This window comes from Acinetobacter sp. XH1741 (genome assembly GCF_041021895.1).
Classification (GTDB): Bacteria; Pseudomonadota; Gammaproteobacteria; order Pseudomonadales; family Moraxellaceae; genus Acinetobacter.
The window spans coordinates 2,002,427-2,029,211 of sequence record NZ_CP157428.1 but is presented as its reverse complement, the minus strand read 5'-3'; the positions used below and the strand labels follow the sequence as shown (position 1 = coordinate 2,029,211).

24 protein-coding genes are annotated in these 26,785 nt (G+C 37.7%); 13 read left to right on the top strand and 11 right to left on the bottom strand.

Annotated elements, in window-relative coordinates:
* The first annotated feature begins 11 nt into the window (after positions 1–11).
* The 6 genes from sbnB to ABLB96_RS09595 all read left to right on the top strand — a co-directional run bounded on the left by sbnB (position 12) and on the right by ABLB96_RS09595 (position 10,623).
* Positions 12–1,025, top strand: a complete 1,014-nt coding sequence (sbnB, locus tag ABLB96_RS09620; protein ID WP_003652251.1) for a 2,3-diaminopropionate biosynthesis protein SbnB — start codon at positions 12–14, stop codon at positions 1,023–1,025.
* 71 nt (positions 1,026–1,096) lie between these two features.
* Complete coding sequence (locus ABLB96_RS09615; RefSeq protein ID WP_348898291.1) at positions 1,097–2,737, top strand: IucA/IucC family protein; 1,641 nt, start codon at positions 1,097–1,099, stop codon at positions 2,735–2,737.
* 3 nt (positions 2,738–2,740) lie between these two features.
* Positions 2,741–3,946 (top strand): MFS transporter, encoded by a 1,206-nt coding sequence (locus ABLB96_RS09610; protein WP_348898283.1) that lies wholly within the window; start codon positions 2,741–2,743, stop codon positions 3,944–3,946.
* Positions 3,943–7,470 (top strand): IucA/IucC family protein, encoded by a 3,528-nt coding sequence (locus ABLB96_RS09605; RefSeq protein WP_348898282.1) that lies wholly within the window; start codon positions 3,943–3,945, stop codon positions 7,468–7,470. Before ABLB96_RS09610 ends, ABLB96_RS09605 begins: the two co-directional genes overlap by 4 nt.
* Positions 7,463–8,236, top strand: a complete 774-nt coding sequence (locus ABLB96_RS09600; RefSeq protein WP_348898281.1) for an aldolase/citrate lyase family protein — start codon at positions 7,463–7,465, stop codon at positions 8,234–8,236. Before ABLB96_RS09605 ends, ABLB96_RS09600 begins: the two co-directional genes overlap by 8 nt.
* A gap of 152 nt (positions 8,237–8,388) precedes the next feature.
* Positions 8,389–10,623, top strand: coding sequence for a TonB-dependent receptor (locus ABLB96_RS09595; protein WP_348898280.1), 2,235 nt, complete (start codon positions 8,389–8,391; stop codon positions 10,621–10,623).
* Positions 10,624–10,688: 65 nt separating this feature from the next.
* Here the strand turns inward: ABLB96_RS09595 and ABLB96_RS09590 are convergent, their stop codons facing one another.
* Complete coding sequence (locus ABLB96_RS09590; RefSeq protein WP_348898279.1) at positions 10,689–11,243, bottom strand: TetR family transcriptional regulator; 555 nt, start codon at positions 11,241–11,243, stop codon at positions 10,689–10,691.
* Positions 11,244–12,053: 810 nt separating this feature from the next.
* Positions 12,054–12,392 (bottom strand): hypothetical protein, encoded by a 339-nt coding sequence (locus ABLB96_RS09585; RefSeq protein ID WP_348898278.1) that lies wholly within the window; start codon positions 12,390–12,392, stop codon positions 12,054–12,056.
* Between the two features lie 525 nt (positions 12,393–12,917).
* Here ABLB96_RS09585 and ABLB96_RS09580 point away from each other — a divergent pair.
* Both ABLB96_RS09580 and ABLB96_RS09575 read left to right on the top strand, forming a co-directional pair.
* Complete coding sequence (locus ABLB96_RS09580) at positions 12,918–13,379, top strand: hypothetical protein (protein ID WP_348898277.1); 462 nt, start codon at positions 12,918–12,920, stop codon at positions 13,377–13,379.
* Positions 13,380–13,382: 3 nt separating this feature from the next.
* A complete protein-coding gene (locus ABLB96_RS09575; protein WP_348898276.1) occupies positions 13,383–13,889 on the top strand; it encodes an AAA family ATPase in 507 nt (168 codons plus the stop codon).
* Between the two features lie 61 nt (positions 13,890–13,950).
* On the opposite strand, the gene ABLB96_RS09570 is transcribed toward ABLB96_RS09575, so the two are convergent.
* Positions 13,951–14,295: a hypothetical protein gene (locus tag ABLB96_RS09570; RefSeq protein WP_348898275.1), complete on the bottom strand. Its 345-nt coding sequence runs from the start codon at positions 14,293–14,295 to the stop codon at positions 13,951–13,953.
* 149 nt (positions 14,296–14,444) lie between these two features.
* On the opposite strand from ABLB96_RS09570, the gene ABLB96_RS09565 reads away from it, so the two are divergent.
* The 5 genes from ABLB96_RS09565 (at position 14,445) to ABLB96_RS09545 (ending at position 18,853) form a co-directional block, all read left to right on the top strand.
* Positions 14,445–15,125, top strand: coding sequence for a heavy metal response regulator transcription factor (locus tag ABLB96_RS09565; RefSeq protein ID WP_348898274.1), 681 nt, complete (start codon positions 14,445–14,447; stop codon positions 15,123–15,125).
* The gene (locus tag ABLB96_RS09560) at positions 15,118–16,494 is read left to right on the top strand and encodes a heavy metal sensor histidine kinase (RefSeq protein WP_348898273.1); all 1,377 of its coding nucleotides are present in this window, start codon (positions 15,118–15,120) and stop codon (positions 16,492–16,494) included. Before ABLB96_RS09565 ends, ABLB96_RS09560 begins: the two co-directional genes overlap by 8 nt.
* A 244-nt stretch (positions 16,495–16,738) precedes the next feature.
* Complete coding sequence (locus ABLB96_RS09555) at positions 16,739–17,110, top strand: copper resistance protein CopC (protein WP_348898272.1); 372 nt, start codon at positions 16,739–16,741, stop codon at positions 17,108–17,110.
* A gap of 71 nt (positions 17,111–17,181) precedes the next feature.
* Positions 17,182–18,063 carry a CopD family protein gene (locus ABLB96_RS09550; RefSeq protein ID WP_348898271.1) on the top strand — a complete coding sequence of 294 codons (882 nt, stop codon included), beginning with the start codon at positions 17,182–17,184 and terminating at the stop codon, positions 18,061–18,063.
* A gap of 304 nt (positions 18,064–18,367) precedes the next feature.
* On the top strand, positions 18,368–18,853 hold the full coding sequence (locus ABLB96_RS09545; protein ID WP_309453970.1) for an Lrp/AsnC family transcriptional regulator: 486 nt from the start codon (positions 18,368–18,370) through the stop codon (positions 18,851–18,853).
* A 28-nt stretch (positions 18,854–18,881) separates the two neighbouring features.
* Here ABLB96_RS09545 and ABLB96_RS09540 read toward each other — a convergent pair whose 3' ends face one another.
* The 8 genes from ABLB96_RS09540 to ABLB96_RS09505 all read right to left on the bottom strand — a co-directional run bounded on the left by ABLB96_RS09540 (position 18,882) and on the right by ABLB96_RS09505 (position 26,690).
* Positions 18,882–19,436, bottom strand: coding sequence for a chorismate mutase (locus ABLB96_RS09540; protein WP_348898270.1), 555 nt, complete (start codon positions 19,434–19,436; stop codon positions 18,882–18,884).
* Between the two features lie 77 nt (positions 19,437–19,513).
* The gene (locus tag ABLB96_RS09535; protein ID WP_348898269.1) at positions 19,514–20,197 is read right to left on the bottom strand and encodes an SDR family NAD(P)-dependent oxidoreductase; all 684 of its coding nucleotides are present in this window, start codon (positions 20,195–20,197) and stop codon (positions 19,514–19,516) included.
* Between the two features lie 9 nt (positions 20,198–20,206).
* Positions 20,207–20,968 (bottom strand): SDR family NAD(P)-dependent oxidoreductase, encoded by a 762-nt coding sequence (locus ABLB96_RS09530; protein ID WP_348898268.1) that lies wholly within the window; start codon positions 20,966–20,968, stop codon positions 20,207–20,209.
* A gap of 7 nt (positions 20,969–20,975) precedes the next feature.
* A complete protein-coding gene (locus tag ABLB96_RS09525) occupies positions 20,976–21,662 on the bottom strand; it encodes a glutathione S-transferase family protein (protein ID WP_348898267.1) in 687 nt (228 codons plus the stop codon).
* Positions 21,663–21,891: 229 nt separating this feature from the next.
* The gene (locus ABLB96_RS09520; RefSeq protein WP_348898266.1) at positions 21,892–22,914 is read right to left on the bottom strand and encodes a spore coat U domain-containing protein; all 1,023 of its coding nucleotides are present in this window, start codon (positions 22,912–22,914) and stop codon (positions 21,892–21,894) included.
* Positions 22,905–25,364 carry a fimbria/pilus outer membrane usher protein gene (locus ABLB96_RS09515; protein ID WP_348898265.1) on the bottom strand — a complete coding sequence of 820 codons (2,460 nt, stop codon included), beginning with the start codon at positions 25,362–25,364 and terminating at the stop codon, positions 22,905–22,907. The genes ABLB96_RS09520 and ABLB96_RS09515 overlap by 10 nt, the downstream gene beginning before the upstream one ends.
* Before the next feature lie 9 nt (positions 25,365–25,373).
* A complete protein-coding gene (locus tag ABLB96_RS09510) occupies positions 25,374–26,078 on the bottom strand; it encodes a fimbria/pilus periplasmic chaperone (RefSeq protein WP_348898264.1) in 705 nt (234 codons plus the stop codon).
* 75 nt (positions 26,079–26,153) lie between these two features.
* Entirely contained in the window at positions 26,154–26,690 is a 537-nt protein-coding gene (locus ABLB96_RS09505) for a spore coat U domain-containing protein (RefSeq protein WP_348898263.1), read from the bottom strand.
* Positions 26,691–26,785 lie beyond the last annotated feature (95 nt).

Here is a 26,785-nt window from a genome sequence, read left to right as displayed (position 1 = left end):
AGGACATATTCATGAGCAATTTGGCTACCCTTCGTTATTTGAGTCAATCAGATTTATTAAATCTGGGCGCAAATCATAGTAATTCATTTATTGAAGCGATTACTGAGGGTCTAACCCTGCATGCAAATAAACAGTTTGTACAACCTTTAAAACCGTACCTTCGCTGGCAAGGTGCAGACCATATTGCTGACCGTATTATTGCCATGCCTTGCTATTTAGGTGGCAATGACCCGATTGCCGGAATTAAATGGATTGGTTCAAGACAACATAACCCTAAAAAATTCAATATTCCACGTGCCAGTGCACTGATTGTTTTAAATGACTCAGAAACAAACTATCCGGTTGCAGTGATGGAAGGCAGCTTAATCAGTGCTATGCGAACTGCGGCCATTACGGGTGTTTCAATTAAATATCTAGCAAAAAAAGACTTTTCAGACATTACCGTCATTGGCTGCGGTCCAATTGCTCAAATGCAGATTAAGACTGTGCTTGAACAATATGCTCAAGTGAAAAAAATCCATTTATTTGATGTGAACCCTGAAGCGGCTGAAAAACTCAAAGCGTTGTTCTTATCAGAATATCCACATCTAGAAATTGAAATTCATGACAGTGCTAAGTCTGCAATTCAGCAAGCTGATGTCCTCATTACCTGTACCGTTTCAGATAAGCCTTACATTCCATTTGAGTGGCTTAAAAAAGGCTGCTTTGTTTCAAATATTTCAATTATGGACATTGAACCTGAAGTCTTCTTAAAAGTGGACAAAGTGATTGTAGATGACTGGGACCAATCAAACCGAGAAAAGAAAGTCATCAACGTACTGGTTGAAGATGGCTTATTCAGCCGTGAAAAACTACATGCTGAACTTGGCGACATCATTATTGGTCATAAAAACGGCCGCGAACACGAAGATGAAATCATTTTGCTCAACCCTATGGGCATGGCGATTGATGACATTGTCTGCGCTAAGTGGTTCTTTAATGCCGCACAAGAACAAAACGTTGGCACGGTTCTACCGCTTTTATAAGAATAGGAATAACTAAAATGTTAGATCGGATTTACACCACCCAACTACAAAAAACGATAGATGCTCTCTACATGGAGAATTACGGAGATTTTAGAGATTATATTTCCTATAAAAAGCCTTATCTGGCAATTACTCTCAATGATGAGTTGGAGCTCTATTTCAGTTGTTTAAAAGTAGATGGTGTAAATCCTTTCTATGTCACTCAACCCGACGTTTTACTTCATAACCTCGTAAACCATGCGACGTCTAAAATTTCTATTTCTGAAGTTTTTAACTATTTAACCCAAGCAAATTGGTGGCCTTCACCACACCATCAAAAAGCTGTTAATTATTGGCTCGACAACTTAGTAACGGCTGAAAAAATTCCTCAAATTTTACAGTCTGCCCTTTCATTTTCTTCACCTTTAATTAAAAGTGAATTGCTCTCGCTGGTAGCTGACCGTCCATTTCATCCGTTTGCTCATTCAAAAGGTGAACTTGCACCACTTACAACTCAAAAAGAAATTGAGGTGTATTGGTGGGCTTTTAAGAAAGATGACGTGATCAATAATATGGAGTCAATTCCTCATAAAGAACTTCTGTTATCAAAAGTTGAGGAAAGTCTGATTGCTGACAAAATGGCTGAGCTTTCAGATGACTACTTAGCCCTACCTTTGTTAGAGACTCAACATCGCTATTTAAAATTTGATGAAAATAAGTATGGCGGTATTGACCTGAACCATGTCACAACCATTGGTTTACCGACGTCTTCTTTAAGAACCCTTATTCATAACACAAACCCTACTCTGCATTTAAAACTCTCGACTAATGCCAAAACATTAGGCGCAATCCGCTCTATGCCAGGCCGTTATTTAATGAATGGTCATACGGCTTATGATTTTTTAAATGACGTTATTAATCAAACTTCTTTATTAAAAAATCGTCTCTTTTTGAGTAATGAAACGCACTGGTGGGTACTGGGTAAACGAGAGCCGATTGTAAAAAATTTAGGAGTAATCGGTTGCCAAGTTCGACATTTACCTGACTTTTGCCAAGATAAAAACGTCACGCCTATCACCATGTCAGCTTTAAGCTGTACCTATGTTGACCCTTGGGAAACATTGGGCATTGAAGGAGATAAATGGACATTATTAAAAGACTTAAGTGTTTATTTTATTCAAACATTCTTAACGCTTTGGGCAAAAGGTATTATGCCTGAATGTCACGGGCAAAATACCATGGTGTGTTATGAAAATAATAAGTTGAAATGCTTTATTTTACGTGACCACGATACCTTAAGAATATGTACCACAGCCATTGAAGAAAGCGGTTTTACACCTCCGATCTATACCATTGATACAAGCACACCGAATAATCTTATCTTTACTAAAAATGAAGACTTATTTAACTACTTCATTACCTTAGGGATTCAAATTAACCTTTATCCGATTGCTTTAGCGACCTTGAAATATACGGATCGTACAGAAAGCGATTTTTGGGAAATGGTGCAAGACACTATTCATGATTTTGTAGAAACCCAACCGATTTCAGAGCAAACAAAATCGCAAATTCAAACCTATCTTTTTGACAATAAGACTTGGCCATTCAAACAGTTACTGACGCCTTTACTTGCGCAAGAAAGCGACTCTACAGGTATGCCAAGTAAAATCGGAAACACGCCAAACCCTTATCACAGCTTATCTGTTTCTAGCTATGAGACCATGGACATCTAAATCATGCGCTCATCTCGCCTAGATCATTTCATTATTTTGCTCTGTCAGTTTTTTTCCACTTTTGGGCTCATGGTGCTTATTCCGATCATGCCGCTTTATATGGAAAAACTGACGGCGCATATGAGTGCTCCCACTATATGGGCAGGTTTGGCACTCGCAGCTCCTGCCATTGGCAGTTTGTTTACAGCACCGATTGTGGGCCATCTATCTGACACATTCGGCCATAAAAAAGCCTTGTTACTTTCTCTGGTTGGGTTCTGTATTTCAATCCTGCTTATGGCGAGCGCCCAGCATTTATATCTATTTATTTTCGCGCGAATTCTACTTGGGTTTTGCGGTCTCTCAGTGATTTTGAATGCTTATGTTTCATATCTTTCTAATGAGCAACAACGAGGTGCTGCTTTTGGGCAACTACAAAGTAGTGTTGCGCTCGCTTGCCTATGTGGTCCCGTGCTCGGCGGGATATTTATGGATCAATGGCGGGTTGAACTATTACTCAACGCAACAGCATTTGTTGTGATGACACTCATTGTGATTGCGTCATTTGTACTAACCAATCCCGTTAAAACCGAGGCGCAAAAAACCAAAGAGAAATCCAAGCTTCCCGCTTTCTTTGATAGAACGATTTTTTCATGGTTAAGCGCTGGCATTTTGGTTCAAGCGGGCGGCTTTGGTTTAGTGTCTTGCTTCGTTTTATACATTAGTGAAATAAGCCAAAGCACTCATTCATCGTTATCTGCTGCAAGTTTAACTGGCACCATTCATGCGCTTTCATGGGGAGCAGCCTTTATTGCGGCGACCTATTGGGGAAAACGAAATGATGATAAAGGAGATTCTTTTAATAACTTCGTTTACGCATCTTTAATTTGCGGTATCACGATTTTTGCATTGATCTGGGTTTCGAATATCTGGCTCATTCTTGTATTACGACTCATACAAGGCTTTTGCTTTGCAGCCCTTATTCCTTCGATTCTACACACCATTTCTCTAAAAGCTGGCGCTCAAAGCCAAGGAAAAGTGATTGGCATTTCGAATAGTGCCTTTGTCTTAGGACAGCTTATTGGCCCAATCACCATCACGCTCACCTACTCATTTTTCAATATCACCGCAGCATTAATTTGCACCTCACTATTTTTTATCAGTGCGGGATTAGTGGTGATTTTGAACAGATTCTTAATGGATACAATTTTAAAAGAGGCACAAGAATGAACTCAATTATTACAACAGATGCATGGTCTTATAAACTTTTCGAACAGTACCTGAACACGTTCTTTCGTGAACTTAAAGTGAATCTTGAGGAGCATATTATTCCCTCTCAAGACTCGCCTTTATTCACCCTATATGCGGAGCAACCAGACACACTATATTTTGCTTATACATTTAATGCATCTAACACAGTTGTTTATGGCGCAGTTCAGCACTTATCGACCACCGGTTACCATAGATATCAACGTGGTTTTATCCTACAAAACTTAAGCGACCATACATTTGACTCACTCACGGATCCTAAACAGTTAGTGAAGCTGATTACAGATGAACTGAATAGCTTATTTAAAGACAAAAACCAAAATAAGAATCTGTACTCCGATATTGCCAATAGTATCGAGAACACAAAATTCTTTTTAAAAAATAAGCCTTCCCAAACATCAACTAAAGCGTTAAGCGGTTTTCAGGCTACTGAACAAGGCATGTTATATGGGCACCCTTTTCATGTGACCTCTAAAGCCAACTTAGGTTTTTCTAAAGAAGACATGAAAAAGTATAGCCCTGAGTTAGGCGCAAGTTTCCAACTCCACTACTTTGCGGTTCATTCTTCTTTAATCGAAAAGCTGGTCAGCGAAACCGAACCTTCTCACCATATTGAAAATGAAGTTTTAGAAGCTGCAAAAGAGCATTTGCAAGAGAGCTTAGCAAATTATGAGTTAATGCCAACCCACCCGTGGCAAGCCAATTTCTTACTTCAACATCCGTCTTTAAAAAAACATTTAGATAGCCAAGACGTGATCTATCTGGGAGCCTTAGGTCAAACCGTATGGCCAACCTCATCCGTTCGCACGGTGTGGTTACCTCAATCGAACCTGTTCTTAAAACTCTCTATTGATGTACGAATTACCAGTTTCATTCGTAATAACCCAATGGATGAAATGGAACGCGCGATTGATGCGAGCAAAATTATTATTAATCACAAGATTAATGAGCAATATCCAGACCTTGTGATTCTGCCAGAGTTAGAGGCAAAAACAGTCAAAATACCTGAGCTTGAGAGTTCATTTGGCATTATTTATAGAGCGGGACTTACACCTAAAGTATTAGAAAATACCAGAATGCTCGGTGGCTTAGTTGAAGAAAATGAAAACCATGAAATCCCACTTTTAAGCTTTATTCAACAAGCAGCACCGAATCAAAATTTGCAATCGAAAGATGCGAAAGACTTCATTACTTTTTGGTGGAAACAGTACGTTAAAGTTTCGCTTATTCCATTAGTTGAGTTGTTTGCAAACAAAGGCATTAGCGTAGAAGCGCACATGCAAAACAGCTTAATGGAATTTAAAAATGGCTATCCGCATCGCCTTATTCTTCGAGACATGGAAGGCATTAGCATTGTTCCAAAAATGATAGAAGACGACTCATCCATTTCTGAAGATAGTACTGTTTGGTTCTCTCAAAAAGATGCATGGACCTTTTTAAAATATTACCTCGTGATCAATCACATTGCTCATCTCATCAGTGCAATTGCACGCGTTACGGCCATTGAAGAAGCCGAACTTTGGCAAGCCACTCGCCTTACGCTCACACAAGAAAACTTTAGCGCCAAAGGTCAGCAATACCGCGATTTATTAATTCATTCACACACATTACCAATCAAGGCAAATATGTTAAATACGCTCTACCACAGCGGTGGCAATCCGATCTGGATTGAAGTTGAAAACCCTATTTATAAATATCGCGGTGCAGAAGACCTTTGCCCTCTTCAACCGACTCAGCAAACCAATTATAAAACCCTCACGGAAAATCGCGTGATGAGTCAATTATTAGAAGCGCTCATTTTTGAAAATACTTTTAAATATGAGTTTTCTAAAGGTCAGATCAAATTCTATATTTCCGATACTGTTTTTTATACCTGCGCGGCCAAACGACACTTTAGTTTTAAACGAATTAAATTAGATCCTTCAAGCTTAGTTCGTTCTGATATTACGTTAGACGCTGAAACTCACCCTAACTTAAAAACGCTACTTGCTGACCTCAAAAATATTATTGAAGCTGACCCAGTTAAATGGCAAAACTTTAATGATGAGCTGAATTTAACTTACGTTAAACATGCGCAGACTTTGAGCCAAGCACCTGTTCAACCTTTAAGAACCTTGTCTTACCTAGAACAAGAAGCACGAATTACCAACGCCCATTTATATCACCCAAGTTTTAAGTCTCGTATTGGCTTCGATTTAAAAGAAAACCAAAAATATGCACCCGAGCTTTCTGAAGGATTTACGGTTCAATGGGCAGCGACTCATAACAGTTTATGCAAACTGGTTTTAAGCGAAACGATTAATTTAGAGCAACTTTATAAACAGCATTTTTCAGAAAAAGATTTACAAGCCATTAACGGTCAATTGAAAGAGAAAAATGTAGATTTTAAAGATTATATCCTTACCCCAATTCATCCGTGGCAGTGGGATAAAATTATTGAACTGTATTATCAAGATGCAATCAGCAACCAACTGATCATTCCGTTAGATATTGAAGGTCCGACTTATTTACCGCAGCAGTCGATTCGAACTTTATCAAATATTAGTGATATCTCGGCGCTTTCTCTCAAGTTGGCAATGAATTTGGTTAATACTTCGACCTCTCGTGTATTAGCACCACATACCGTTCAAAATGCGGCAAAAATGAGTGACTGGCTGTATAACATTGTTGAGCAAGACCCTATTTTAGAAAAACAGCGCAAGCCTGTTATTTTAAGAGAGATTGGCGGTCTTTCGGTTAACCAACAAATTGCGCTGCCTGTTCAATACGGCGCACTTGCCTGCATTTGGCGCGAAAGTATTTACAGCTACTTAAAAGAAGGCGAATCGGCAACGCCAGTCACGGGCTTGATGCAACTCGATATCGACCAAAAACCTCTCATTGATGAGTGGATTCAAGAGTACGGTATCGAGTTCTGGTTAGAAAAACTACTCACCAATGCTTATTTACCTATCATGCATATTTTATGGTGCCACGGTCTTGCTTTAGAGTCACATGCACAAAACATGGTACTGATTCATAAAAATGGCTTACCCGTTAAAGCTGCCTTGAAAGATTTCCACGATGGAATCCGTTTTAGCCGTCATCTTTTACGTGAGCCAGAGCTTTTACCTAACTTGCAAGATGCACCAAAGGAACATGCCAAAATTAATCCGAACTCGTTCTTGGAAACCCACTCTCCAAATGAGTTAAGAGACTTTACTCAAGATGCGCTGTGGTTTGTAAATCTAGCCGAGTTAGCGATTTTCTTAAATGAACATTATGACTTCGATGAAATCAAATTCTGGACCATGTTAAGAACTATCATCAATCAACATAAAGAAGCTCATCCAGAATTTAGCGAACGATATGAATTGTTTAACTTTACAGATGACACCATCGACATTGAACAGCTTGCAAGCCGCCGCTTCCTTCCGGAAATTCGCTTAAGAGTACAAACTACACCAAACCCGCTTAGCCTGATTAAGGAAATCGAATATGAATAAGCATTCGATTTCTTTTAAGAAACGAATAGCACATGGCGAGACGCTCTACGGAATATTTTGTTCCGTAGCTTCTCCGATTAATGTTGAACAACTGGCACTTGCGGGCTATGACTTTATTATTATCGACTTGGAACATACTTTATTTAGTACGTCTCAAGTCGAGTCCATGATTTTAGCTGCTAGAACCATGAACCTCGATGTGTTTGTAAGAGTGCCTTTAAGCGCCAACCACCTCGTACTACCTCTGCTCGATGCAGGGGTAACGGGCATTGTGTTTCCACGTATTGAAAATGCTCAGCAAGCACAAGAAGCCGTGAACTATTGTCACTATATGCCGCTTGGGCAAAGAGGACTAAATTCGACAAGGTTAAATCGATATGGCATGGACGATTTAGCAAGTTTTGTTGAACAAGCGGCAAATGAAACGGTTGTGGTTGCCATGATTGAAAGCTTAGAAGGACTAGAACAGCTAGATGAAATCTTAAAAGTCGAAGGCATTGATATTATTCTTGAAGGTGCTGCCGACCTTTCTCAATCTATGGGAATGCCATGGCAAACCAGCCATCCAAAAGTGAAAGAAAAAGTTCAAGAGATGTATATAAAGACTAAAAATAGTCAAAAGCATTTCTGTGCCATTCCCCGACAACCAGAAGATATTGCGGCTTGGAAACAGCAATCTGTTCAGCTTTTTGTACTCGGTGATGACCGAAGTATTATTCGCCGTGCCCATCAAAACCATCTAAATGCCTTTAAAGACATTTCATAACTGTTCAAATCTTTTAGGGGAATAAAAACCCATTCCCCTAATCCATTGAATAAATTTCAAATATATTATTTTAAAGCAATTAATAATATTGTTAATTACAATGATTCTCATTTATAATTCTGTCAATTTAAAATCACTCTCAGGGCGAGACAATGGGAAATAAAAAAAGTAATAAACTTTTTACGAGGAAGTCTGAAGTTAAAAATATCATTCCACTTCTTTCACTTGGTGGAGCTATTTTTCTTTCAAACTCAGCATTTGCAGCTTCAACTTCTGACACCACAGAAACAGAAAAGAAACCTGAAGCCCTCCCTACTATTACAATTGCCGCTACACGTGCAGATGAACTTTCTACGTCTGCCAAGCAAGTCACCAAACTCGATGAAAAACAAATTGAGCTTTTAAAAAATGGATCGTCTGGCAACATTGCGACTGTTTTAGCCAAAGCCGTACCGGGCCTGTCTGACTCAAGCCGAACCATTACCGACTATGGTCAAACCTTGCGTGGCCGTAATGCACTTATTTTGGTTGATGGTGTGCCAATGAACCTCACTCGTGATACAGCGAGAGGACTTTCAGCAATTGACCCTGAAAGTATTGCCAACATTGAAGTGATTCGAGGTAGTAACGCAATTTATGGTGGTGGTGCTGCAGGCGGTATTATTTCAATTACCACAAAAGCTGCGGGCGGTGAACCTACGGCTAAAACCGTCGTTGGACTTCAAACACCTCTCACAAATCTGCGTTCTAACGCTTTAAGTGGCGATATTCACCAATATTTTACGGGCAGTTTTAACGCCTTTGACTATGCGCTCGACTTTGGTTATCAACGTATTGGTAGCCCGTACGATGCAAGTGGTAACCGCGTTGCACCCGAACCAAGTCAAGGCGACCTTTACGACTCAAATGGTTATAGCATCGGCGGTAAGCTTGGTTACCACATTGATGACAACCAATATCTACAGTTTGCTGCAAACTACTATAATGCTGAACAAGACTCAGATTATGCATCTGACCCAAGTGTTAAGAATAGCCCTGCTGGAACTGTACCAGCCAAAGCGATTAAAGGCTTAAAGCTCAAAGACCAAAATAAAAATGAAAACCAGATCTACAATTTAACCTATAACCATAAAGACTTTTTTGGTAATAAGGTTGATGCTCAAATTTATTACCGCGACTTCTTTACCCGTTTTTCACCGTTTGATGCCCGTTCAAACGCGAACCGCGGAAAACAAGTCGACCAGATCTATCAAGAAAATAATGTACTCGGTAGTCGCTTAACGGTTACTACTCCTCTTGAGTTTTTAGGTGATACCTCATTGGTTTGGGGTGGCGATTTTAGCCGAGAAAAAAGCGAAATGCCTTTAGATATTTTCGATCAAAAAATTTATGATCAATCTGGTGGTTTAGAGTTTGTAAAAATCGGCAAACTGATTTATTTACCTGAGCTCACCACGCAAAGTGTGGGTGGCTTTGTACAGTTAAAACACCGATTTAACGACCAATGGTCAGCAGAAGCTGGTACACGCTATGAAGACAGCTATGCACAAATTGATAGCTTCGTTCCCTTATCACAATTAGGCAAAACCAACCCTTACACGGTTCCGGGTGGAAAAGTAAAAGCAAGTGCGTGGTTATACAATGCCAATGTGACTTTCTCACCAAACGACCAACACTCGATTTATGCATCGTTTAACCAAGGTTTTCAGTTACCTGATGTCGGTTTAATTATTCGTAATGCAGGGACAGGTTTTAACCTTGGTTCGTCATTCTTAGAGCCTGTTAAGGTTGATAATTATGAACTCGGTTGGAAAGGTAACTTTAATAACATTTCTTCAAGTTTAGCGGTGTTCCGTTCAACATCTGACTTGGGCGCAGTGCAATCATTCAACAATGGTTTAGTACTAGCAAGAACCAAAGAAAAAGTTACTGGGGTTGAAGCAACGCTTGATTATCTTGATGATGCAAATGTTTGGGGAACTGGTGGTAGCGTTACATGGATGAAAGGCCGTGAAAAACCCCAAAATGGTGGTGAACAAGACATGACGGGCTTCCGTATTCCGCCATTAAAACTCACGGGTTATATCTCTTACAGTCCAACTGAAACTTGGACGAACCGATTACAAGCAACTTACTTCGGTTCAGAAGATTACCGCTTAAATGGTGTAAATAGTTTCGGTCGCTACGATGTAAAATCTTATACCACAGCAGATTTAATCAGTAGTTTTGCGCTGAACAAGAAAGACACCATGACCATTGGTTTAGAAAACATGTTTAACCGCAAGTACTACCCGCTTTATAGCCAATTATTAAGAACGAACGATAACACCAGCCACTTACTTGCAAATGGTATAACGCTTAAAGTGACTTATAGCCATAAGTGGTAAGCACTTTAGTTAAAAACCTATACAGTAAAAGCCCCAACTTCGGGGCTTTTATTTTTAGAGTATTTCTATGAAAGTATTGCTAAAAAACACTCTAGCTGTTTGTCTTTTTCGTCTACATCGTTATGACTGAGCCTTTGGATAATAGTGCCTTCAATTATATGCAGCAGTAGTTTGGCATCATCAAATGAAACATCCGCTTTCAGTATTCTTAGCTGGCTATAAATTTCATTGGTTAGCCAAGTTCTATATTTAATGGCAATTTGATAAGCGTTGGGATAGGTATTTTTAGTCTCAAAAATAGCTTTAAACAACAGGTAATACAGCCCTTCTAAGTCAGTATGTAATTCATAAAGTTTATTGAGTTTATCCGTCACGCTTGTGTTGTGGTCGTATTCAACCATTGCAGTGACTTTGTCTTGGAGTCGCTCTTTTTGTACGAGCAGACAGATTTCGATAAACCGCGCTTTGGACTGAAAGTAATGATAAAACGTCATTTTTGTAATTTCAGACTCATTAATAATTCTATCAACACCCACCAAATGGAACCCGTGATGGTGGAATAGATGAATCGCCTGATTCACAACTTTAAAAGCACGTGTAGAAAGTACTAAAGGTCGCATATTTGTACCGTTTAAAATAATTTTTTGTTGTATCTAAAAGAGATAGACATGCCGCCACTCTTAAATTGAGCGCTAAAAACAGGCATGCAAAATCAGCACAATAAAGGTGTGCTCGCCTATCTCGGGTTTATTGTTGCTATGATTTTTTAGTCGTAACGATTCTTAAGGCATAAAAAACCTAGAGTCGATTAAACTGTTTTAAAGACCAGTTAGGTGGTATGGGTAGAGAGAGTTTGGCAAAGGCCAAAAATTGAGAAGAATTAGTACGCATAGCGGACTCCTTTGGCTATAAAGAAGTTTCACCACATTACTGCTAAATAATGGTGATGAAACGAAAGAGGGTTAGCAGACTGGAGCCAAAGAATCCAGCACACCCGGAGGTGTCCCCCTTCCGTTCCACCGTAAAGGGGGGCACGCAGGGATTTCCACAAAAAAGTTACTACTTTTTCGTGTACTTTGGCTGAGGGTCTGCTAAAACCCGCTAGCAATGTAGGCTAGCCCGCAAAGGATAATCGGAGAGATTTGGGGTGTCAATGTGATATTGGCGAGAAATAAAGCATTAAAAAATTTAGTAAACTATTTTATTCATCCCTTACCTTATCTTTTATTCTTGGAAATTTAAAAATATAAGTAAAACTTAAAATTTTACTTCATTATGATAGCTCCCCAATTAGATAGTTTTTATATGGGGCAGCTTCTTAAGGTTTAGTTTCGGATTGTACTGATAGTTATATATTTTGATTCACCGATAAAATGAATAATTAAATCCATTTTATCGGCTGACTTGCAGAAGGTGTTTAAGATTCCATCTTATTTTTTAATATAACTTGGAAAGTCTTTTAAAACCTTACTACAGAATTGACCTTGGGTATCGTCTTTCTTAAGCTCTTCAAAATGATTCATACCAAATTTCATGAGTTCTCTACCGTATTTATCACCTAGATCATTTTTAGTACATTTTGCAGCTGCATGCTTTAACTCTTCTGAATAATAGTGATAATTACAATCAAGTTGAGCACGACTTAAAAAGCCATGTAGTTCAAGGATTTTCTCGCATTTTGTTTCCTCTAAAAGATTTTTAGATTCTTGATTAGCATAAACTGATGTTCCTACCAATAAAGTAAAAGCTGTTACTAAAATATTACGCATTGTTTCCCCGATAAAGTTATTAAAAGTATTAGTGATAATTTTGCGGGCGTATTAAATAATAATTATCTACAAGTGTCTATTAATAATAAAAAAATAGGATAAATCCTGTTATCTTTTGAATATTTAATCACCTTAATAAAAGTGTGTGATTAAGTTTTAATAAATAAATCATGCTCGTTTTTATACTTTTCTTAATTATTAAATTAAAATTTTGGTTTTGGGTTAAAGAATGTGCTTTTATAGTTTTTAAAAGTAAGACTAATCTCCTAAAGGTTTAAACATTTAGAGTACTTCATTAGTTCTTTAAATTGAACAAATTGTTATAACAGATGAAATCATATTGGTTAGTTTTGGCCATGTATTAGCATGGTCATAATATTGCGACCTCTTTGGTATAGGAGGCCTTTCTTCCACTCCTTGCTTAAGCTTTCCGTTGATCGAGTTTAAAAACATATATAATGATTTAAAAGAACTAGTAAAAATTTTATCTATTTTATTAAACATAGAAGGATGAGTTAAAGATCAATGAAAGATTTAGGCAAAAAAGAATTTTTCTTTTCGATAGAAAAATATGACCCTAAGAATGACTTATTCTTATTAGTTGTTCATATCAATGGTACGTCTTTTAGCAATTATGAAACTCCTATAGATCTTTCAGTTTTAATAAATGATTTAAAATTACTCTTATATACTAATCAACGAGAAATAGACTATCTACAAGTAGACACTATCGTTGAAAACATTGAGCTAATTAAAAAATTAATAAATTTAGAGTATTTAGAAGTAGAAAATAACATTTATGAGTTTCAGAATAGTACTGTAAGAAATTGTCATGAAGTATTCTTCTTTTTTAAAATACCACATCATCCATTCTATGGGACTCATTCAGTTATCAAAGTTGGTGACGGTTATGTAGAAACTATTTCTATAGAAACTGTTAAGTTCGCATTGGATGAGTTAATTAGATACCAAACTTTAATTTTATAAACCATGAAAATTTGTATTGTAGGCCCTTCCGGTGCTGGTAAAACGACGCTAAGTAAGAAATTGGCAAAAGAGTTAAATATCTCAGCTTACGCATTTGATGAAATTTATTGGAATTTAAACGGAACTGATTTTATAAAAAATTCAGAGGAAGCTATTTTTCATGGGATCAAACAAATTTCTGTTCAGGAGCGCTGGATTGTTGAAGGAGCATACGATAAACGCTTGCTTCCTCTACTTCGTGATTGCTCATTAATATTAAAGATGGATCTACCATTGCATGTAAGAACCTTTAGATTAATTAAGCGTTACATTGTGTCTACTATTACCAGAAAAAGACCTAAAGAAACACTGCGAAATACTATCCAATTAATCCGTTTTTCACACAGTTTCGATAAACGTTTAGATAAATTTCTTAAACATGAAACTATGTTATCTGTGAAGGTAGTTTCTTTTAATGATTTTTCATCAGCTCTTCAGGCAATTTATCAATCAAGCATTTCTAATATTTAATTTTTATTAGACCCACAAAGAGCACTCCTCAAACAGTGCTCTTTTCTCCTCTTTCTACTTTTTATTTATCCGACATATTCATCATTTTGGAATGATCCATGTTACCCATTTTAGAATGATCCATATTCATCATCTGTGAATGGTCCATTTCACTCATATGAGAGTGATCCATATTCGACATATCTGCCATATTGCCTTGGTCATGCTGCATATGATCTTGTTGCATTTTTTCAGCGCTCTTTATAGTGCAAGGTTTTGAGCATTTTTCTTGCGCTTTCGAATTTGTCTTTACTTCCGCATTGGTAGCTGGTGTTGGTTTCACATCCCCTGCCCAAGACTGAGCTCCAGCCATTAAAGTCCCAACACACATAAACGTGGTTAAACTACGGCGAAATAGATTTTTCATTTTTGCTCCAAAGATTAGCTTTATATAAATACCCTATACACTTCAAATGGACATCTACATGACCTGAAAATGACATTTTTGTAATCTATGCCGAATCAGGTGTTTATAACGTTATTATGTTCTAAATGAATAATATGAGATTTTTATAAATGAGAATCTTATTGGTTGAAGATGAAATAAAAACAGGTGACTACCTGAAACAAGGTTTATCTGAAGCTGGATATATTACCGACTGGGTCACTGATGGACTCACAGGAAGACACCAAGCTCTTTCAGAAGAATATGACTTAATTATTTTAGATGTGATGTTACCGAAGTTAGACGGTTGGAACATTATTAATGACATCCGAAAAAGCGGTAAAACCATGCCGATTCTTTTTCTTTCAGCCCGTGATCAAATTGAAGACCGAGTGAAAGGTCTAGAATTAGGTGCCGATGACTATTTGGTAAAACCTTTTGCTTTTGCGGAGCTACTCGCCCGCGTAAAAAGTCTACTTCGTCGAGGCCAGCAAAAAGAAGACAGTAATATTATTACGATTGCTGATCTGGAGCTTGATTTACGTAAGCGTCGTGTCACTCGAGCCGGTCAACGTATTGATCTAACGGCGAAAGAGTTCGCATTAATGGAATTATTTATGCGTAGACGCGGTGAAATCTTACCTCGTGCCCTTATTGCTTCTCAAATATGGGATATGAATTTCGATAGTGATACCAATGTGGTTGAAGTCGCAATTAAACGCTTAAGAAATAAAATTGATAGCAATTTCAGCCCCAAGCTAATCCAAAACATACGTGGAATGGGTTATGTTTTAGAGGTTGAAGATGCCTAATAAACTGTTTAATGCAATCAGTTTTCGTATTGCGATTCTTTTTTCTTTTTCTACAATTCTTATTTTAATGATTATGGGATTGGTGATTCATCAACTCGTCATGCGTCATTTTGAAATGCAAGATAGAACTCAATTAGAAGGCAAAATCCAACTTGTAGAGAACTTACTTGAGCAAAATTATCACAACTCATCTGAACTAAATGTGTATTTAAAAGATGCCTTGGTAGGACATCATGATTTAATCGTACAAATTGAGCGCCCCACGGGACAAATTATTTTTAGCTCATCGCCTACCGTGATTAAAAGTAAAACACTAGTCAAATCAAAACATGGACAGTGGCTTGAGTGGAAAGTCCAAAATAAAATCTATCATGGCTTAGTTTATAAAAAATCTTTCAATCAAAATAGCGCTATTCCATCAGCTCAAATTCTTGTAGGTATTGATACATCTGAACACATACATTTCTTGAATGATTTTAGACGTCAGCTCTTATCTATTGGTGTAATCGGTACAATTTGTTTAATGCTTTTAGGCTGGTTTGCTGCATGGCGAGGATTACGCCCAGTTCAAAACATGGCAAAGGTTGCAGAGGGTATTTCGGCTCAACATCTTTCTGAGCGTTTAGACATCAATAAAACGCCAACCGAATTAAAATCGCTGACTATTGCATTTAACGATATGTTAGATCGACTAGAAACCGCTGTAGGAAAACTCTCGGACTTTTCATCTGATCTGGCTCATGAAATTAGAACACCAATTAATAACTTGATGACTCAAACCCAAGTTTGTTTATCACGTAGTCGAGATATCACCACCTATCAAGAAATTCTGTTTTCAAACTTAGAAGAGTTTGAACGTTTAGCCCGCATGGTCTCCGATATGCTATTTCTTGCCAAAGCAGAACATGGCTTGCATGTTGCAAACTTACAGGAAGTGAATCTATTTAAAGAAATCTCGGCATTATTTGATTTTTATGATGCAATTGCTGCTGAAAAGGGAATGTCACTAGAACAAACGGGACAAGGTTATGTTGAAGGCGATCCTTCAATGTTACGTCGTGCGTTTAGCAATCTTTTATCAAATGCAATCAAATATGGTAAATCAGACTCGGTCATCAAAATTAAATGCCAACAAAATAATGACAGAACTGAACTCACAATTGAAAATGAAAGTTCCCCCCTATCACAAGAGCAACTCACCCGATTATTTGATCGTTTTTATCGCACAGATGCTTCAAGACAGCGAGTCGAAGAAGGCACAGGTTTAGGTTTAGCAATTACCAAATCTATTCTTGATGTACATGGAGCCACCATCCAAGCCAACTATAGTGACGGACATATTATTTTTAAAATTATCTTTAAAAATTAAGTGGATTTTTACTTTGTGGTATTTATTCAAACCTCCAATTCAACAAGATAACCCAAGCTAAAAAAGTCTTTGTTCATAATAAATTATCAATTTTTTAAAATGACAAAAATGTAATTTTGAAGTCATCAACGCGTTTCTTTCTATCTTGAATAATAGACAGACCAAGAGTGTGACCAATAAAGCACGACCTTTATTTTAATTCGGTCATGACCTAGTCAAATATGAGTTTTAAGAGGATGAAAATATGAAGCTTGTTTATAACAAAATGACTGCCCTACGCAATGTTTTAATTGGAGCAACTATGCTCGTTTCTGCGTCGAATGTATTTGCACATGTGAAACTTGAAAGTGCAATACCCGGTATTAATGCTTCTATAGTCAACCAGCCTAAAAATATAACACTCAACTTTGCTGGTGAAGTGATGTTAATGAACGTTAAGTTGCTTAATGCTCAACGTACAGATATCCCTTTAAATTACCAAGTAAGTCATGATTTAAAAAAATCATTTAAATTCGCCGTACCTCAACTTAAAAAAGGAAAATATACGGTAGCTTGGAGCACAATGGGTTCTGATGGTCACAACATGAGTGGCGAATATACTTTCACTATTAAATAAATCAAAAAATAAAAATTAAGATCAACATGCTATTAGCTCAATAGCATGTTGATACAGTGAAGGAGCGCAATATGATTTCTGAAACTTGGATATATGCTACTTGGTTAATTAAGGTCTTTTTATATCTGGGTGTTTCATTTGTTATAGGGGGTACTTTTTGTTATTTATTGCTTGGTCACTATGCGGAACTGAAACGCATTATTATTAAATATATCGCGATTGGTACAAGTTTAGGGCTTGTCTCTAGTGTTTTAGGTTTCTTTATTCTTATAGGAAGTTTTGCTAATACGGGTCTAACTGGTATGTGGAATAGTAACTATATCAACATACTCATAAATACCCCTATTGGGCATGCTCATATCATTCGATCACTTAGTTTTCTGCTTTTATTCATCTTTATGCTGGTAAAATTAAGCAGTCGTACTTACCAAATTTTTAAAATTGAAGGAACAATTTTCGCTCTCTTACTCATCCCAATTATTTTAAGTTTCTCTCAATTAGGTCATGTCACAAATTTATCCTTATTTTCTCAAGCTTTACTTTCCATACATGTATTCGCGATGTCTTTATGGATGGGTTCACTCTATCCCTTATGGAAAACAAGCAGAATAATAAATGGCCTACCGCTAAAAGAAAGTATGCACTTATTTGGAAGAATTGCAGGCGTTCTTGTTGGAATTTTAGTGGCCTGTGGAGTTAGCATTGCTTTGTTACTGATTAAAGATTTCAGTACGCTCGTTAGTACTCCTTATGGGCACGGATTTGTTATAAAACTGCTCTTTGTTCTCTGCATTTTATTACTAGCCGCCTTTAATAAATGGTATTTCACACCTCGTTTAGAGTATCCAAAATTTGCAAACCAGTTGGGTTACGCCATTTTAGTTGAAATGTCATTAGGTCTAGCCATACTGTTAACAACGGGCTACATCACAACTGTCATTGGTATTGAATAAAAAGAAAGAAAACTTTAGAGAGTGAGTGTCTAGAAATAGTATTGCCAGATTAATCAAGTAACTGTTCAATTTTAGTCAGAGTATTAGTTCTTATTAGATCCGCAAAGAGCACTGTTTAGTCACCCTTACTAAAACAGTGCTCTTTGCTCCATCACAACTCCTATCCAGTAGAGCCCGATGCATAGAAATAGTGTATGGCTGTAAGGCTCAAAATGTTTCCTGAATTTTCAGTTTTTTTAAATGATCTCAGCATAAAAATCACGTATATTAAAAATTAACAGAAGAATCTTCTTTGGTTTATATTTTGAACAGCACAGAATACACACTAGATCGCATAGATCGGAAAATATTATCTGCCCTCCGAGGAAATGGACGCTTAACGGTTGCACAGCTCGCCGAAGAAGTTGGGCTTTCATCTTCACCCTGTTGGACTCGACTCAAACGTTTAGAAAGTCTAAAAATTATTGAAGGCTATACCGTAAACGTAAATCCAAAAGCGATTGGCATTCACGAGTTATTCTTTATTGAAATTACGTTAGAACGCCACGATGACGAGATGCTAGGAAACTTTAGTGAGGCTTTGGCAGATATACCCGAAGTTGTAGAGGCACATTTAGTTACTGGTGACTATGACTACTTGGTGAAAGTGGCCGTAAAAGATGCCGAGCATTACGAACGTTTTTTACGTAAAAAGCTGTATTCGATTAAAGGGATTCGGCACACGCGTTCAACCTTTGCCCTACGCCCACTTAAATCTGCCAACACCGCCGATTTAATGTTGATTGAATAATTTACTTATATAAATCGCTTTAGGTGTTTCATTGTTTTAATTTGATTTTATTCAGGGTTAAACATAAAGCTTTCTTGTCGGCTTCTTTAAGTTGAGGGTGCTGAACTGGCCACATATAGCTACAGCCATAAGGTGCATTGTTATGATTTTTCTTGAGTTCATAGGCAATATTTTTTAAAAGCTCGGTATTTAGAGAACTAATTTTTAAACGCACTTCGCTTAAGTCTTGAGGCTTCCAATTGGTTTCAGGGCTAGACAACCAGTCTGCACGATATCGGTACTGAATTGCTTTAGCTACATTCATTTGCGTCACGATAAATGGCTTTACAGTTTCACTGCTAAGTCCAAAAGATTCAGCCTCAGAAAGTGATTGATCGAGTACTTTCTTTTCTTGTACTAAATCTTCAATCGGTAAATGCTGCTCTGCTTTATAGCCTGCGACATCTTTCATATAAGACAAGCGCTCATTCATTAAATGAGCCACTTGATCATATTGATAGGCTTGTGCCAGCGAAGAAACGCACATGAAAGTCGCTAACGACACCAATTTAACTACTTGTTGAGCATTCTTAGTATTTACCATTTGAGTACCTATCGAAATTATTGTTGTGACGACCTTCAAAGCAGTACTCTATTTTAAGAATGGTCGAAAGTAAAATCTCAAGATAGGCTGAGCTCTTGGCTCCATGCAGAACTAGGCTGTTGATAGAGATGTTGACAGACATCTTTAACAGATGAAATAAAGCGTGGGTTTTGTCCCTCCCATTTTTCAACCATACAATAAGAAATATGAATCCCTTTTGGTTGAAACTCTCTGGCTAACGACTGCGACAAAGCACGAATACTTGCAAACATGCTTTGACTTAATACATCGTAGTGAGCTGAGTTACTAGAGGGTGCACCAAGAAAGATAACGGTCCCCCGCTTCTGCTTAAGCATAGGTTTAATCACAGCTTGCGACACACTTACCGCACTTAAACCTGTAGTCTGCCAACTGTGCTCAACTTCTTCTAAAGATAAAGCTTCAATATTTGGTGCAGATGAAAAGTTTGGCTGAAATACGCATAGTTCAATGATATGACCATGCGCTGTTATATAGTTCAGTAGTTTTTTTAAATGCTTGGGATTTACCAGATCTAAACGGACAGTCGTTATGCCATCATTTACACGATTTACTTGTATATTCTTAACTGTAGAATCATGTACGACTTGATAAACCTGTAATGGCGATTGACTGTTTTTATCTAAAATTACAAAGTCATGACCCAGTAGCTCGTCATCATGACCTGCAAGCACAACACAGCCCTGCTTTTTTTGAAACTTCTGAAATATTGTTTTTAGCATATGAGTCTCTCAAAATTTTTCTTGGTATGGGCGCAGATCTAACTCATGTGTCCAGAGCTCGGGACTTTGCAGATATAGCATCCAATAATTTTCTGCTATTGCTTCAATGTTAAGCCCGCCTGTCCCACGCGTAAGACGCGCTAAACGACCTAGACCCAATAAAGCTTTATTCACTCTATCGCCATCAACCATTCCATCAATAATGACATGAGCAATATGAATGCCTTGCGATTTATAAGTTTGAGCTAAATTTAGTGCATAAGCCCGTAAAGCAGATTTACCCATGGTAAAAGCAGCAAAAAAAGGTTTTCCACGCAAAGAAGCACTCGCCCCAGTAAAAATAAGCGTTCCGTAATTTTGTTCTTTAAAAATTTTTAGACAGCTTTGTGACACTAAATAAGCCGATAAAAACGTGGATTGCCACATTTGGGTAAAAAACGAGAGTGGACTACGTAAAAAAATTGAGGGAATATTGCCACCCACATTATGAATGACAGCAGTTATGCGTTCATTTTGACTGGTGATTGTGTCAAATAGAGCTTGTACTTGATGGATATCTTCGGCATTTAGACGAAATGCGACAGCTTCACCACCCTTTGCATGAATTTCGGCAGCGACTGCTTCAATTTTCTGAAAAGTCCGTCCAGCCACGTAAACTTTTAAGCCTTCTTTAGCAAAGCGATGACATACGGCTGCACCAATCCCCTGTAAAGCCCCGACACCAATAACAACTGCACAATCTCGTGTTTTATTCGGTGTTACTAATGACATAGTCGTTTCACCCTGTTTGTTTTTTATACCATAAAGCAATAAACGGACGATTCAAAATTTCTTTACTAAACTTTTTGCTTGTACGAACGACTTCACCGAGTTGGGCAACCACAGCAATGTCGGCAATGCTCTGATTATGTCCTACCAACCATTCGTTTTGCGATAAAACCTGCTCAATACGATCTAAATGTTTTATAAACTCTGCCTCCACATTTTCAGCTTTCATTCGTCCCAAACCCTGAAAGAAGAGCTGTGTTTTTAATTCGGCTAAAATAAAACCCTTCACCATAGGCTTTTCATAAGCTGGGCGACCAATGCTGCTAATACGGATGGCTTCTTGTAGAGCTTCTGGGTCATTTACCCTTAAATAAACTTCAAAAAAATAAAGAGACTCGTCTGCCCAGTCTTCCCATAGCTCAGCAAGTGCTTTCTGATTTGGATCTTCAGGATAAAGCCTAGGTGTATCTGGATAAGTTTCATCTAAATAACGAGCAATACGGGTACTGTCTTGTATACGTTGCCCATTATGGTCAATGACAGGAACCTTCCCCACTTTACTGAGCAAAGGAACTTTCGCTCCAAGAATACCGTTATAGTTTACTGTTTTGTACGGAATGCCCTTAAATTTCAAAGCCCTTGCAACTTTTTGACAAAACGGAGAAATTTCCCACTGGTGCAAAATAATATCCGACATTGGTTCACCTTTATTTTAATTGCTTGTTTTTACATGCTAGTTCTTTTTTAGAACTAATCAATAAATATACAGGATGCCTTTTTAAGTCAAACCATTTCTAATGACGGTTGAGTTTCGAAATCTAAGAATTATTTGATTTTTATTATTTATATTTGAGCAATTTCCAGACAATACAGTTTGAATTATAAGAAGCTCTGTCATAAAAGAGCTTCTTATGTAGATTTGAAAATTAATAAGTCACGGTAACCACAACATTATCAGAGTAGTTTCCTGGTGTACTTGCAATGGATGTACCTTGCGGAATTTTTCCATAAACGGTATTAGTTTGAGCACTGCCATTTCCAGTACCAGATACACCACCTGCTCCATTAATACTATTTATGCCACCTGTAGCATCCCACACTGAACTATAAGCAGCATCTTTGTATAATTGATAGGGAATAAACTCATTATTACTATTGGCCATACGCCTAAACCCTCCGCTTATACGGTTATTACCATCTCCCAAATAAATCGAATATGGCGTTCCAGAGTTACATGTCGTATTTACAGCACCTTGAGTCGTGTAGTCACGCTTAGTAATACCAATATCATTAATATTGCCAAAATCGACATTTGAGGTTGAGTTTAATTGGCAAAGCGTCGGTACCACAAAGTTCGCTGTTAACGTTACATTTCCAGAGCTCCAACTAATGACGTCCCCTAAACATAACGCTGCTAGAATATCCATATCCCAAAAGAGTTGAACCGTAGTTGTATAGGTTCCTTGAGGATATGCAATGAGCGACCCTGTTCGCGCCGGTACTTTCACATTTACCGAGTAACTAAGAATATTATTTGAAGCGACAGTGACCACTGGACCATACCAAACATTAGAAGTTTGGTTAGTGGTAGAGGAACCTGCTCCACCTACAGTTGCAGTGACTGTATATGGTAACGATACGCTATTATTCGCGTTGGTCGCTCCTGTAAATACTGTCTTCATACACATAAACGGAGAGATCTGAGGTATTAGTCCTCCATTTGTGCAAGTAATTGTTCCTGAAAAATTTACCGTTGCATCACTATTAATATTTGCTGCCGTGTAAATAAACGTATTATTGGTTGTTCCAGCTACCGTACAAGCAGCATGTGTTGGACTGAAAAATGCATAAACGAGATAAAATAAGCAAATACCTATAAAGTATTTTAAATATAAGAAAATTTTTTTATAGCTCTCTATTTGAGCCTTATTCATAATATTTAATGACATACATAAGGTCCCAATTTCTTAGTTGAGTACTGATTACTGTTATAAGTGAAGTCAACTTGGCATGAACCATGATCAAGAAGATCTACTTCAAGTTTGTTTTGTTGTAATAGGTTTGGAATAAATACTTCGCCATCGTAGCCCACCACAGCATCTTGCTGTCCATTAATTCGAACGCTATACCCCGGCAACAAGGGTGAGTTGTTTTTATCAACGACTCTCACTAAACCTGAAACGACCTGATGTGCCCCAAAGTCAACTAAAGTCCCTTGACGATATCCCACCACTGTTTTTTGATCTGTAGATTTAACATTCCAATTTAAAGGTAAATAAGATGGATCTAAATAAATATGGTTCTCTCTATATGGCATGAGGCTTGGAATAAGAAACCTTCCTGACTTGTCCGTGGTCCCTAGATTTACCCCACCATTTAGAATTTGACTTTGCGGCCCAGCATTGGTAACAACAGCATAACCATCACCTATTTCATTAGCTGCAAAAATCCGTCCTGCTGCCGCAACCAATGATCCAGTCGCGGAAACTGCAACTCGGTCATTGTCTCCAATTCGGTTATATCGGCCAGTTAAGTAAGCAGCCCGCGCTCGGTAAGAGCCGTAGATCGATGCATTATTGTTATGCGCATCCTGATCTCGCTCAACATAGCCTCCCCATCCAAATGAACCAATTTGTGGTTCTGATAAAACAAATAATTCCTGTCGGTAAGTCAGCCTGCCACTATCGTTAGATACGCTAGAAATTGCATTAACTCTGGTAGATGGCGTATAGCGAAGCGCAAAGTAAATGCCATAGTCCTTATGGTTTTCATAATCTTTATAAGCTGAACTATAAAAACCCCAGTTCTTGTTTAAACTTCCGCTTATGTTGGCAGAAAGTAGCTTATAGGAGTTATCACTGTATTTGATCTGGTTATAACCGACATAAACACCATAGCCCGGATAAAAGTTATAGTTAATCCCTGCCCTAAAAATCTCATCTGCCAGTGCACTGTAGCTCAGATAGTTCTGTGGCTCAGAAGTAATCTGGTTATCTTTTAAATATCGAATTTGAGACACACGGGCAAGGTCAAAGTAGTTATCAAATACTTTGCGGTAACTCGTGTTAAATGAAATATTCTTGCTAATACGCCCTTCTAAACCGACCAGAGCCGAATAGCCGTTTTCATTTTTATACTGGCTTGCTGCAATGTCGGCATTGATAACCCCCACACCAAAAACATTCTTGGCAAAACCTGTTCCCAAATTTGAAAGACCATCTGTTGAAGCCTCTGCACCACCACTTAAAGTAAGTGAGTTGCTATAACCATATCGAATCGCACCCGATGCAAAAGTGGCATCATCATAATCGTTTGAGTACAGCCCATAGTTGTAGCGTGGAATCCCAACATCTACTGAAAACTCATTTATGCCTTTTGCCAAAATCTTCGATGAGAAATAGTAAGGCTTTTTGGTAATACTTTGCTGACCTGTGGCATCAGTCGTCACTAGCGTAACTTCATTCCCTGAAATAAACGGGAGCTGTTTAATATCAAATGGACCAGATGGCACCAGTCCCGAATAAATCTTTTGCTGGTTAACGTATAAATCGAGTGTTGAAGGTAGTGCTGCTGAACCTGAAAACTGTGGTAGTGCCGAAGTCACAATATCCCCACGCTGGGTATATGCACTTGACCACTGGAAACCTGCCAGACGTACACTATTGCCCCAATCAGAGCTATTGGAAACAAAGTCACCTAGGGTATAAATCCTGACTTTTTCAGGGTCTACATATTGCCATTTACTTTCTAAGCGAACCCACTTCTCATGGCTATAACTGTTTTCATTACTGCCGTTATATAAAACGCCTGATGAAAAATTACCAAGCGCGCTGTTAAAAACCCCTTCTGCCGAACCTGAAAAAACACGCTCATCATTGGTGATGGTATGGTAGAGACTGTAATTTAGAATTGCAGCATTTAAGGGTTTCATTTTTAGCAAGCTGGAGCTAGTAGTCGGTTGACCAGTTAAGTCAACTGAATAGTCCGTTAACATGTTTGACGGAACTTGTAAGTTTAAAGACTGCTCATTTTCCAGATACTTAAACTGAATTCCTTTGAGCTCATTAAGACATACCCACTGGCTATCAGGGATATGCTCATCCACTTTTAGTCTTAACGTTTTCAAGTCGCTCGCGCGAATATATAGCTTTCCATTTTTGGATTGTTTTACGGCAAACAAATCTTCAGAAGTATTAGAATTAATAGAAATATTTAAAAATAGCTGAATAAAATTAAGATCTGGCTCCTGCCCATTCATATTTTTCTGCGCGTGTTTATTATTGCTCTCTATAGATTCAGGAACACCCGGAACCGCTGTATTCGAATGATCTAGAAGTTGTTCAGCAAATGAATGCGCTGGAAAATATGCCACACATAAGACACCTATAATATATTTCATATAAGCCTCTTAAAGTGTGGTTTTCTTACCATTAACTGTCAGAGAAATGCTGTATTTATGATTAGGTTGATATGTAAAATTACTAATTGAATAACTTTTTGTCTGTTTTGCAAGAATATAGCCATTCACTGTATTCACTTTAATCGGATAACTCTTATTTTCGGTGTTATCTACAAGCATTAAGTCATTTAAAAGTGCGTGGCGGTTTCCAATATTTCTAATATTTAAAAAAGCTTCCTTTTGATGAGAATCAATTTTCCAATTCAGTTGAGTAATCGCATCTTTATTGACTACAAATACAGGCAATGACGAGCGAAGCAATACATTTACACCTTGAGAAGCTTTACGACTATCAACAGGCTTTGGTAGTTCATCAATAATAATACGATAGGTTTTTTCACCAGAAATAGGCTCTGGATTAATTCGAACTACCCGTAAATTATAAGACTCACTAGGTTTTAGCTTTAAAAAAGGTGGACTAATGGTGATTTCATCGGTAGGTGTTAATTGATCTTGTCCATTATTTTGGCTCCATTCAAATATACGTACCTGTAAATCAGCACTGTCATTTGACTGATTATATAAACTAATTGAAGAAGCTTTTTGATGGCTTAATATTTCTACAGTGACTGGTGACAGACGGATTGTAGCGGCGTTAATAATGGTAGATAAAGATAAGAATAATCCCGTAATAATAAAAATATTTTTTTTCATGTTTTACTCAAATATATATCTTTTTAATATATTAGCCCTTTCAAAAGGGCTAACAGTTTTTATAATTTATACAAATTAATAAGTTACCGTTATGGTTACTGTATCCACATAGCTACCTGCACTCGGCAACGCTGAACCAGCAGGAATACGACCATACACGTTCACTGTCTGCACTACACCAGTACCTGTTCCACTATAAGCTGTGGTTGCAATTCCAATTGCTGTGGCACGCCCTGTATCTGAAAACAGGTTATAAGGAATATATTCATTACTTGTTGCCCCGCCTACCATACGACGTTGGGTTGTTTGAGCATTTTTTCCGCCATCAAAAGATAATGTCCATGGTACGGTATTGTTACAAAGGACTTTGATTGATGTCCCTCCTGTCGTTGTAGTGTCAGCATCTTCATTATTAGCAAGAGAACTTAAAGTACCAAAGTCCAAAACAGCATTTGTGGTAGTCCCTGTAGCCGAAGTATTAAGGACACAACTATTTGTTACTGCTGCCTTGACAGTTAATGTCCCCGTTGCTGTAGCGGCATTTGCTGCGTTAAGAGAAAATAATCCTACAGCAATTGCTGATAAATAAAAAAAAGTCTTTTTCATGGCCAAAACCTTTTAAATTAAATTGTCGAATAAATAGATATAAAAAAATTAACTCTTATTCTTACAATCATTTTTATTTGACTGCTCTTTTAAAGCTTATT

Bases quoted from the DNA above. Each gene is read 5' to 3' on its own strand.
- sbnB (WP_003652251.1), top strand. From the start codon at position 12: ATGAGCAATTTGGCTACCCTTCGTTATTTGAGTCAATCAGATTTATTA.
- ABLB96_RS09615 (WP_348898291.1), top strand. From the start codon at position 1,097: ATGGAGAATTACGGAGATTTTAGAGATTATATTTCCTATAAAAAGCCT.
- ABLB96_RS09610 (WP_348898283.1), top strand. From the start codon at position 2,741: ATGCGCTCATCTCGCCTAGATCATTTCATTATTTTGCTCTGTCAGTTT.
- ABLB96_RS09605 (WP_348898282.1), top strand. From the start codon at position 3,943: ATGAACTCAATTATTACAACAGATGCATGGTCTTATAAACTTTTCGAA.
- ABLB96_RS09600 (WP_348898281.1), top strand. From the start codon at position 7,463: ATGAATAAGCATTCGATTTCTTTTAAGAAACGAATAGCACATGGCGAG.
- ABLB96_RS09595 (WP_348898280.1), top strand. From the start codon at position 8,389: ATGGGAAATAAAAAAAGTAATAAACTTTTTACGAGGAAGTCTGAAGTT.
- ABLB96_RS09590 (WP_348898279.1), bottom strand. From the start codon at position 11,243: ATGCGACCTTTAGTACTTTCTACACGTGCTTTTAAAGTTGTGAATCAG.
- ABLB96_RS09585 (WP_348898278.1), bottom strand. From the start codon at position 12,392: ATGCGTAATATTTTAGTAACAGCTTTTACTTTATTGGTAGGAACATCA.
- ABLB96_RS09580 (WP_348898277.1), top strand. From the start codon at position 12,918: ATGAAAGATTTAGGCAAAAAAGAATTTTTCTTTTCGATAGAAAAATAT.
- ABLB96_RS09575 (WP_348898276.1), top strand. From the start codon at position 13,383: ATGAAAATTTGTATTGTAGGCCCTTCCGGTGCTGGTAAAACGACGCTA.
- ABLB96_RS09570 (WP_348898275.1), bottom strand. From the start codon at position 14,295: ATGAAAAATCTATTTCGCCGTAGTTTAACCACGTTTATGTGTGTTGGG.
- ABLB96_RS09565 (WP_348898274.1), top strand. From the start codon at position 14,445: ATGAGAATCTTATTGGTTGAAGATGAAATAAAAACAGGTGACTACCTG.
- ABLB96_RS09560 (WP_348898273.1), top strand. From the start codon at position 15,118: ATGCCTAATAAACTGTTTAATGCAATCAGTTTTCGTATTGCGATTCTT.
- ABLB96_RS09555 (WP_348898272.1), top strand. From the start codon at position 16,739: ATGAAGCTTGTTTATAACAAAATGACTGCCCTACGCAATGTTTTAATT.
- ABLB96_RS09550 (WP_348898271.1), top strand. From the start codon at position 17,182: ATGATTTCTGAAACTTGGATATATGCTACTTGGTTAATTAAGGTCTTT.
- ABLB96_RS09540 (WP_348898270.1), bottom strand. From the start codon at position 19,436: ATGGTAAATACTAAGAATGCTCAACAAGTAGTTAAATTGGTGTCGTTA.
- ABLB96_RS09535 (WP_348898269.1), bottom strand. From the start codon at position 20,197: ATGCTAAAAACAATATTTCAGAAGTTTCAAAAAAAGCAGGGCTGTGTT.
- ABLB96_RS09530 (WP_348898268.1), bottom strand. From the start codon at position 20,968: ATGTCATTAGTAACACCGAATAAAACACGAGATTGTGCAGTTGTTATT.
- ABLB96_RS09525 (WP_348898267.1), bottom strand. From the start codon at position 21,662: ATGTCGGATATTATTTTGCACCAGTGGGAAATTTCTCCGTTTTGTCAA.
- ABLB96_RS09520 (WP_348898266.1), bottom strand. From the start codon at position 22,914: ATGTCATTAAATATTATGAATAAGGCTCAAATAGAGAGCTATAAAAAA.
- ABLB96_RS09515 (WP_348898265.1), bottom strand. From the start codon at position 25,364: ATGAAATATATTATAGGTGTCTTATGTGTGGCATATTTTCCAGCGCAT.
- ABLB96_RS09510 (WP_348898264.1), bottom strand. From the start codon at position 26,078: ATGAAAAAAAATATTTTTATTATTACGGGATTATTCTTATCTTTATCT.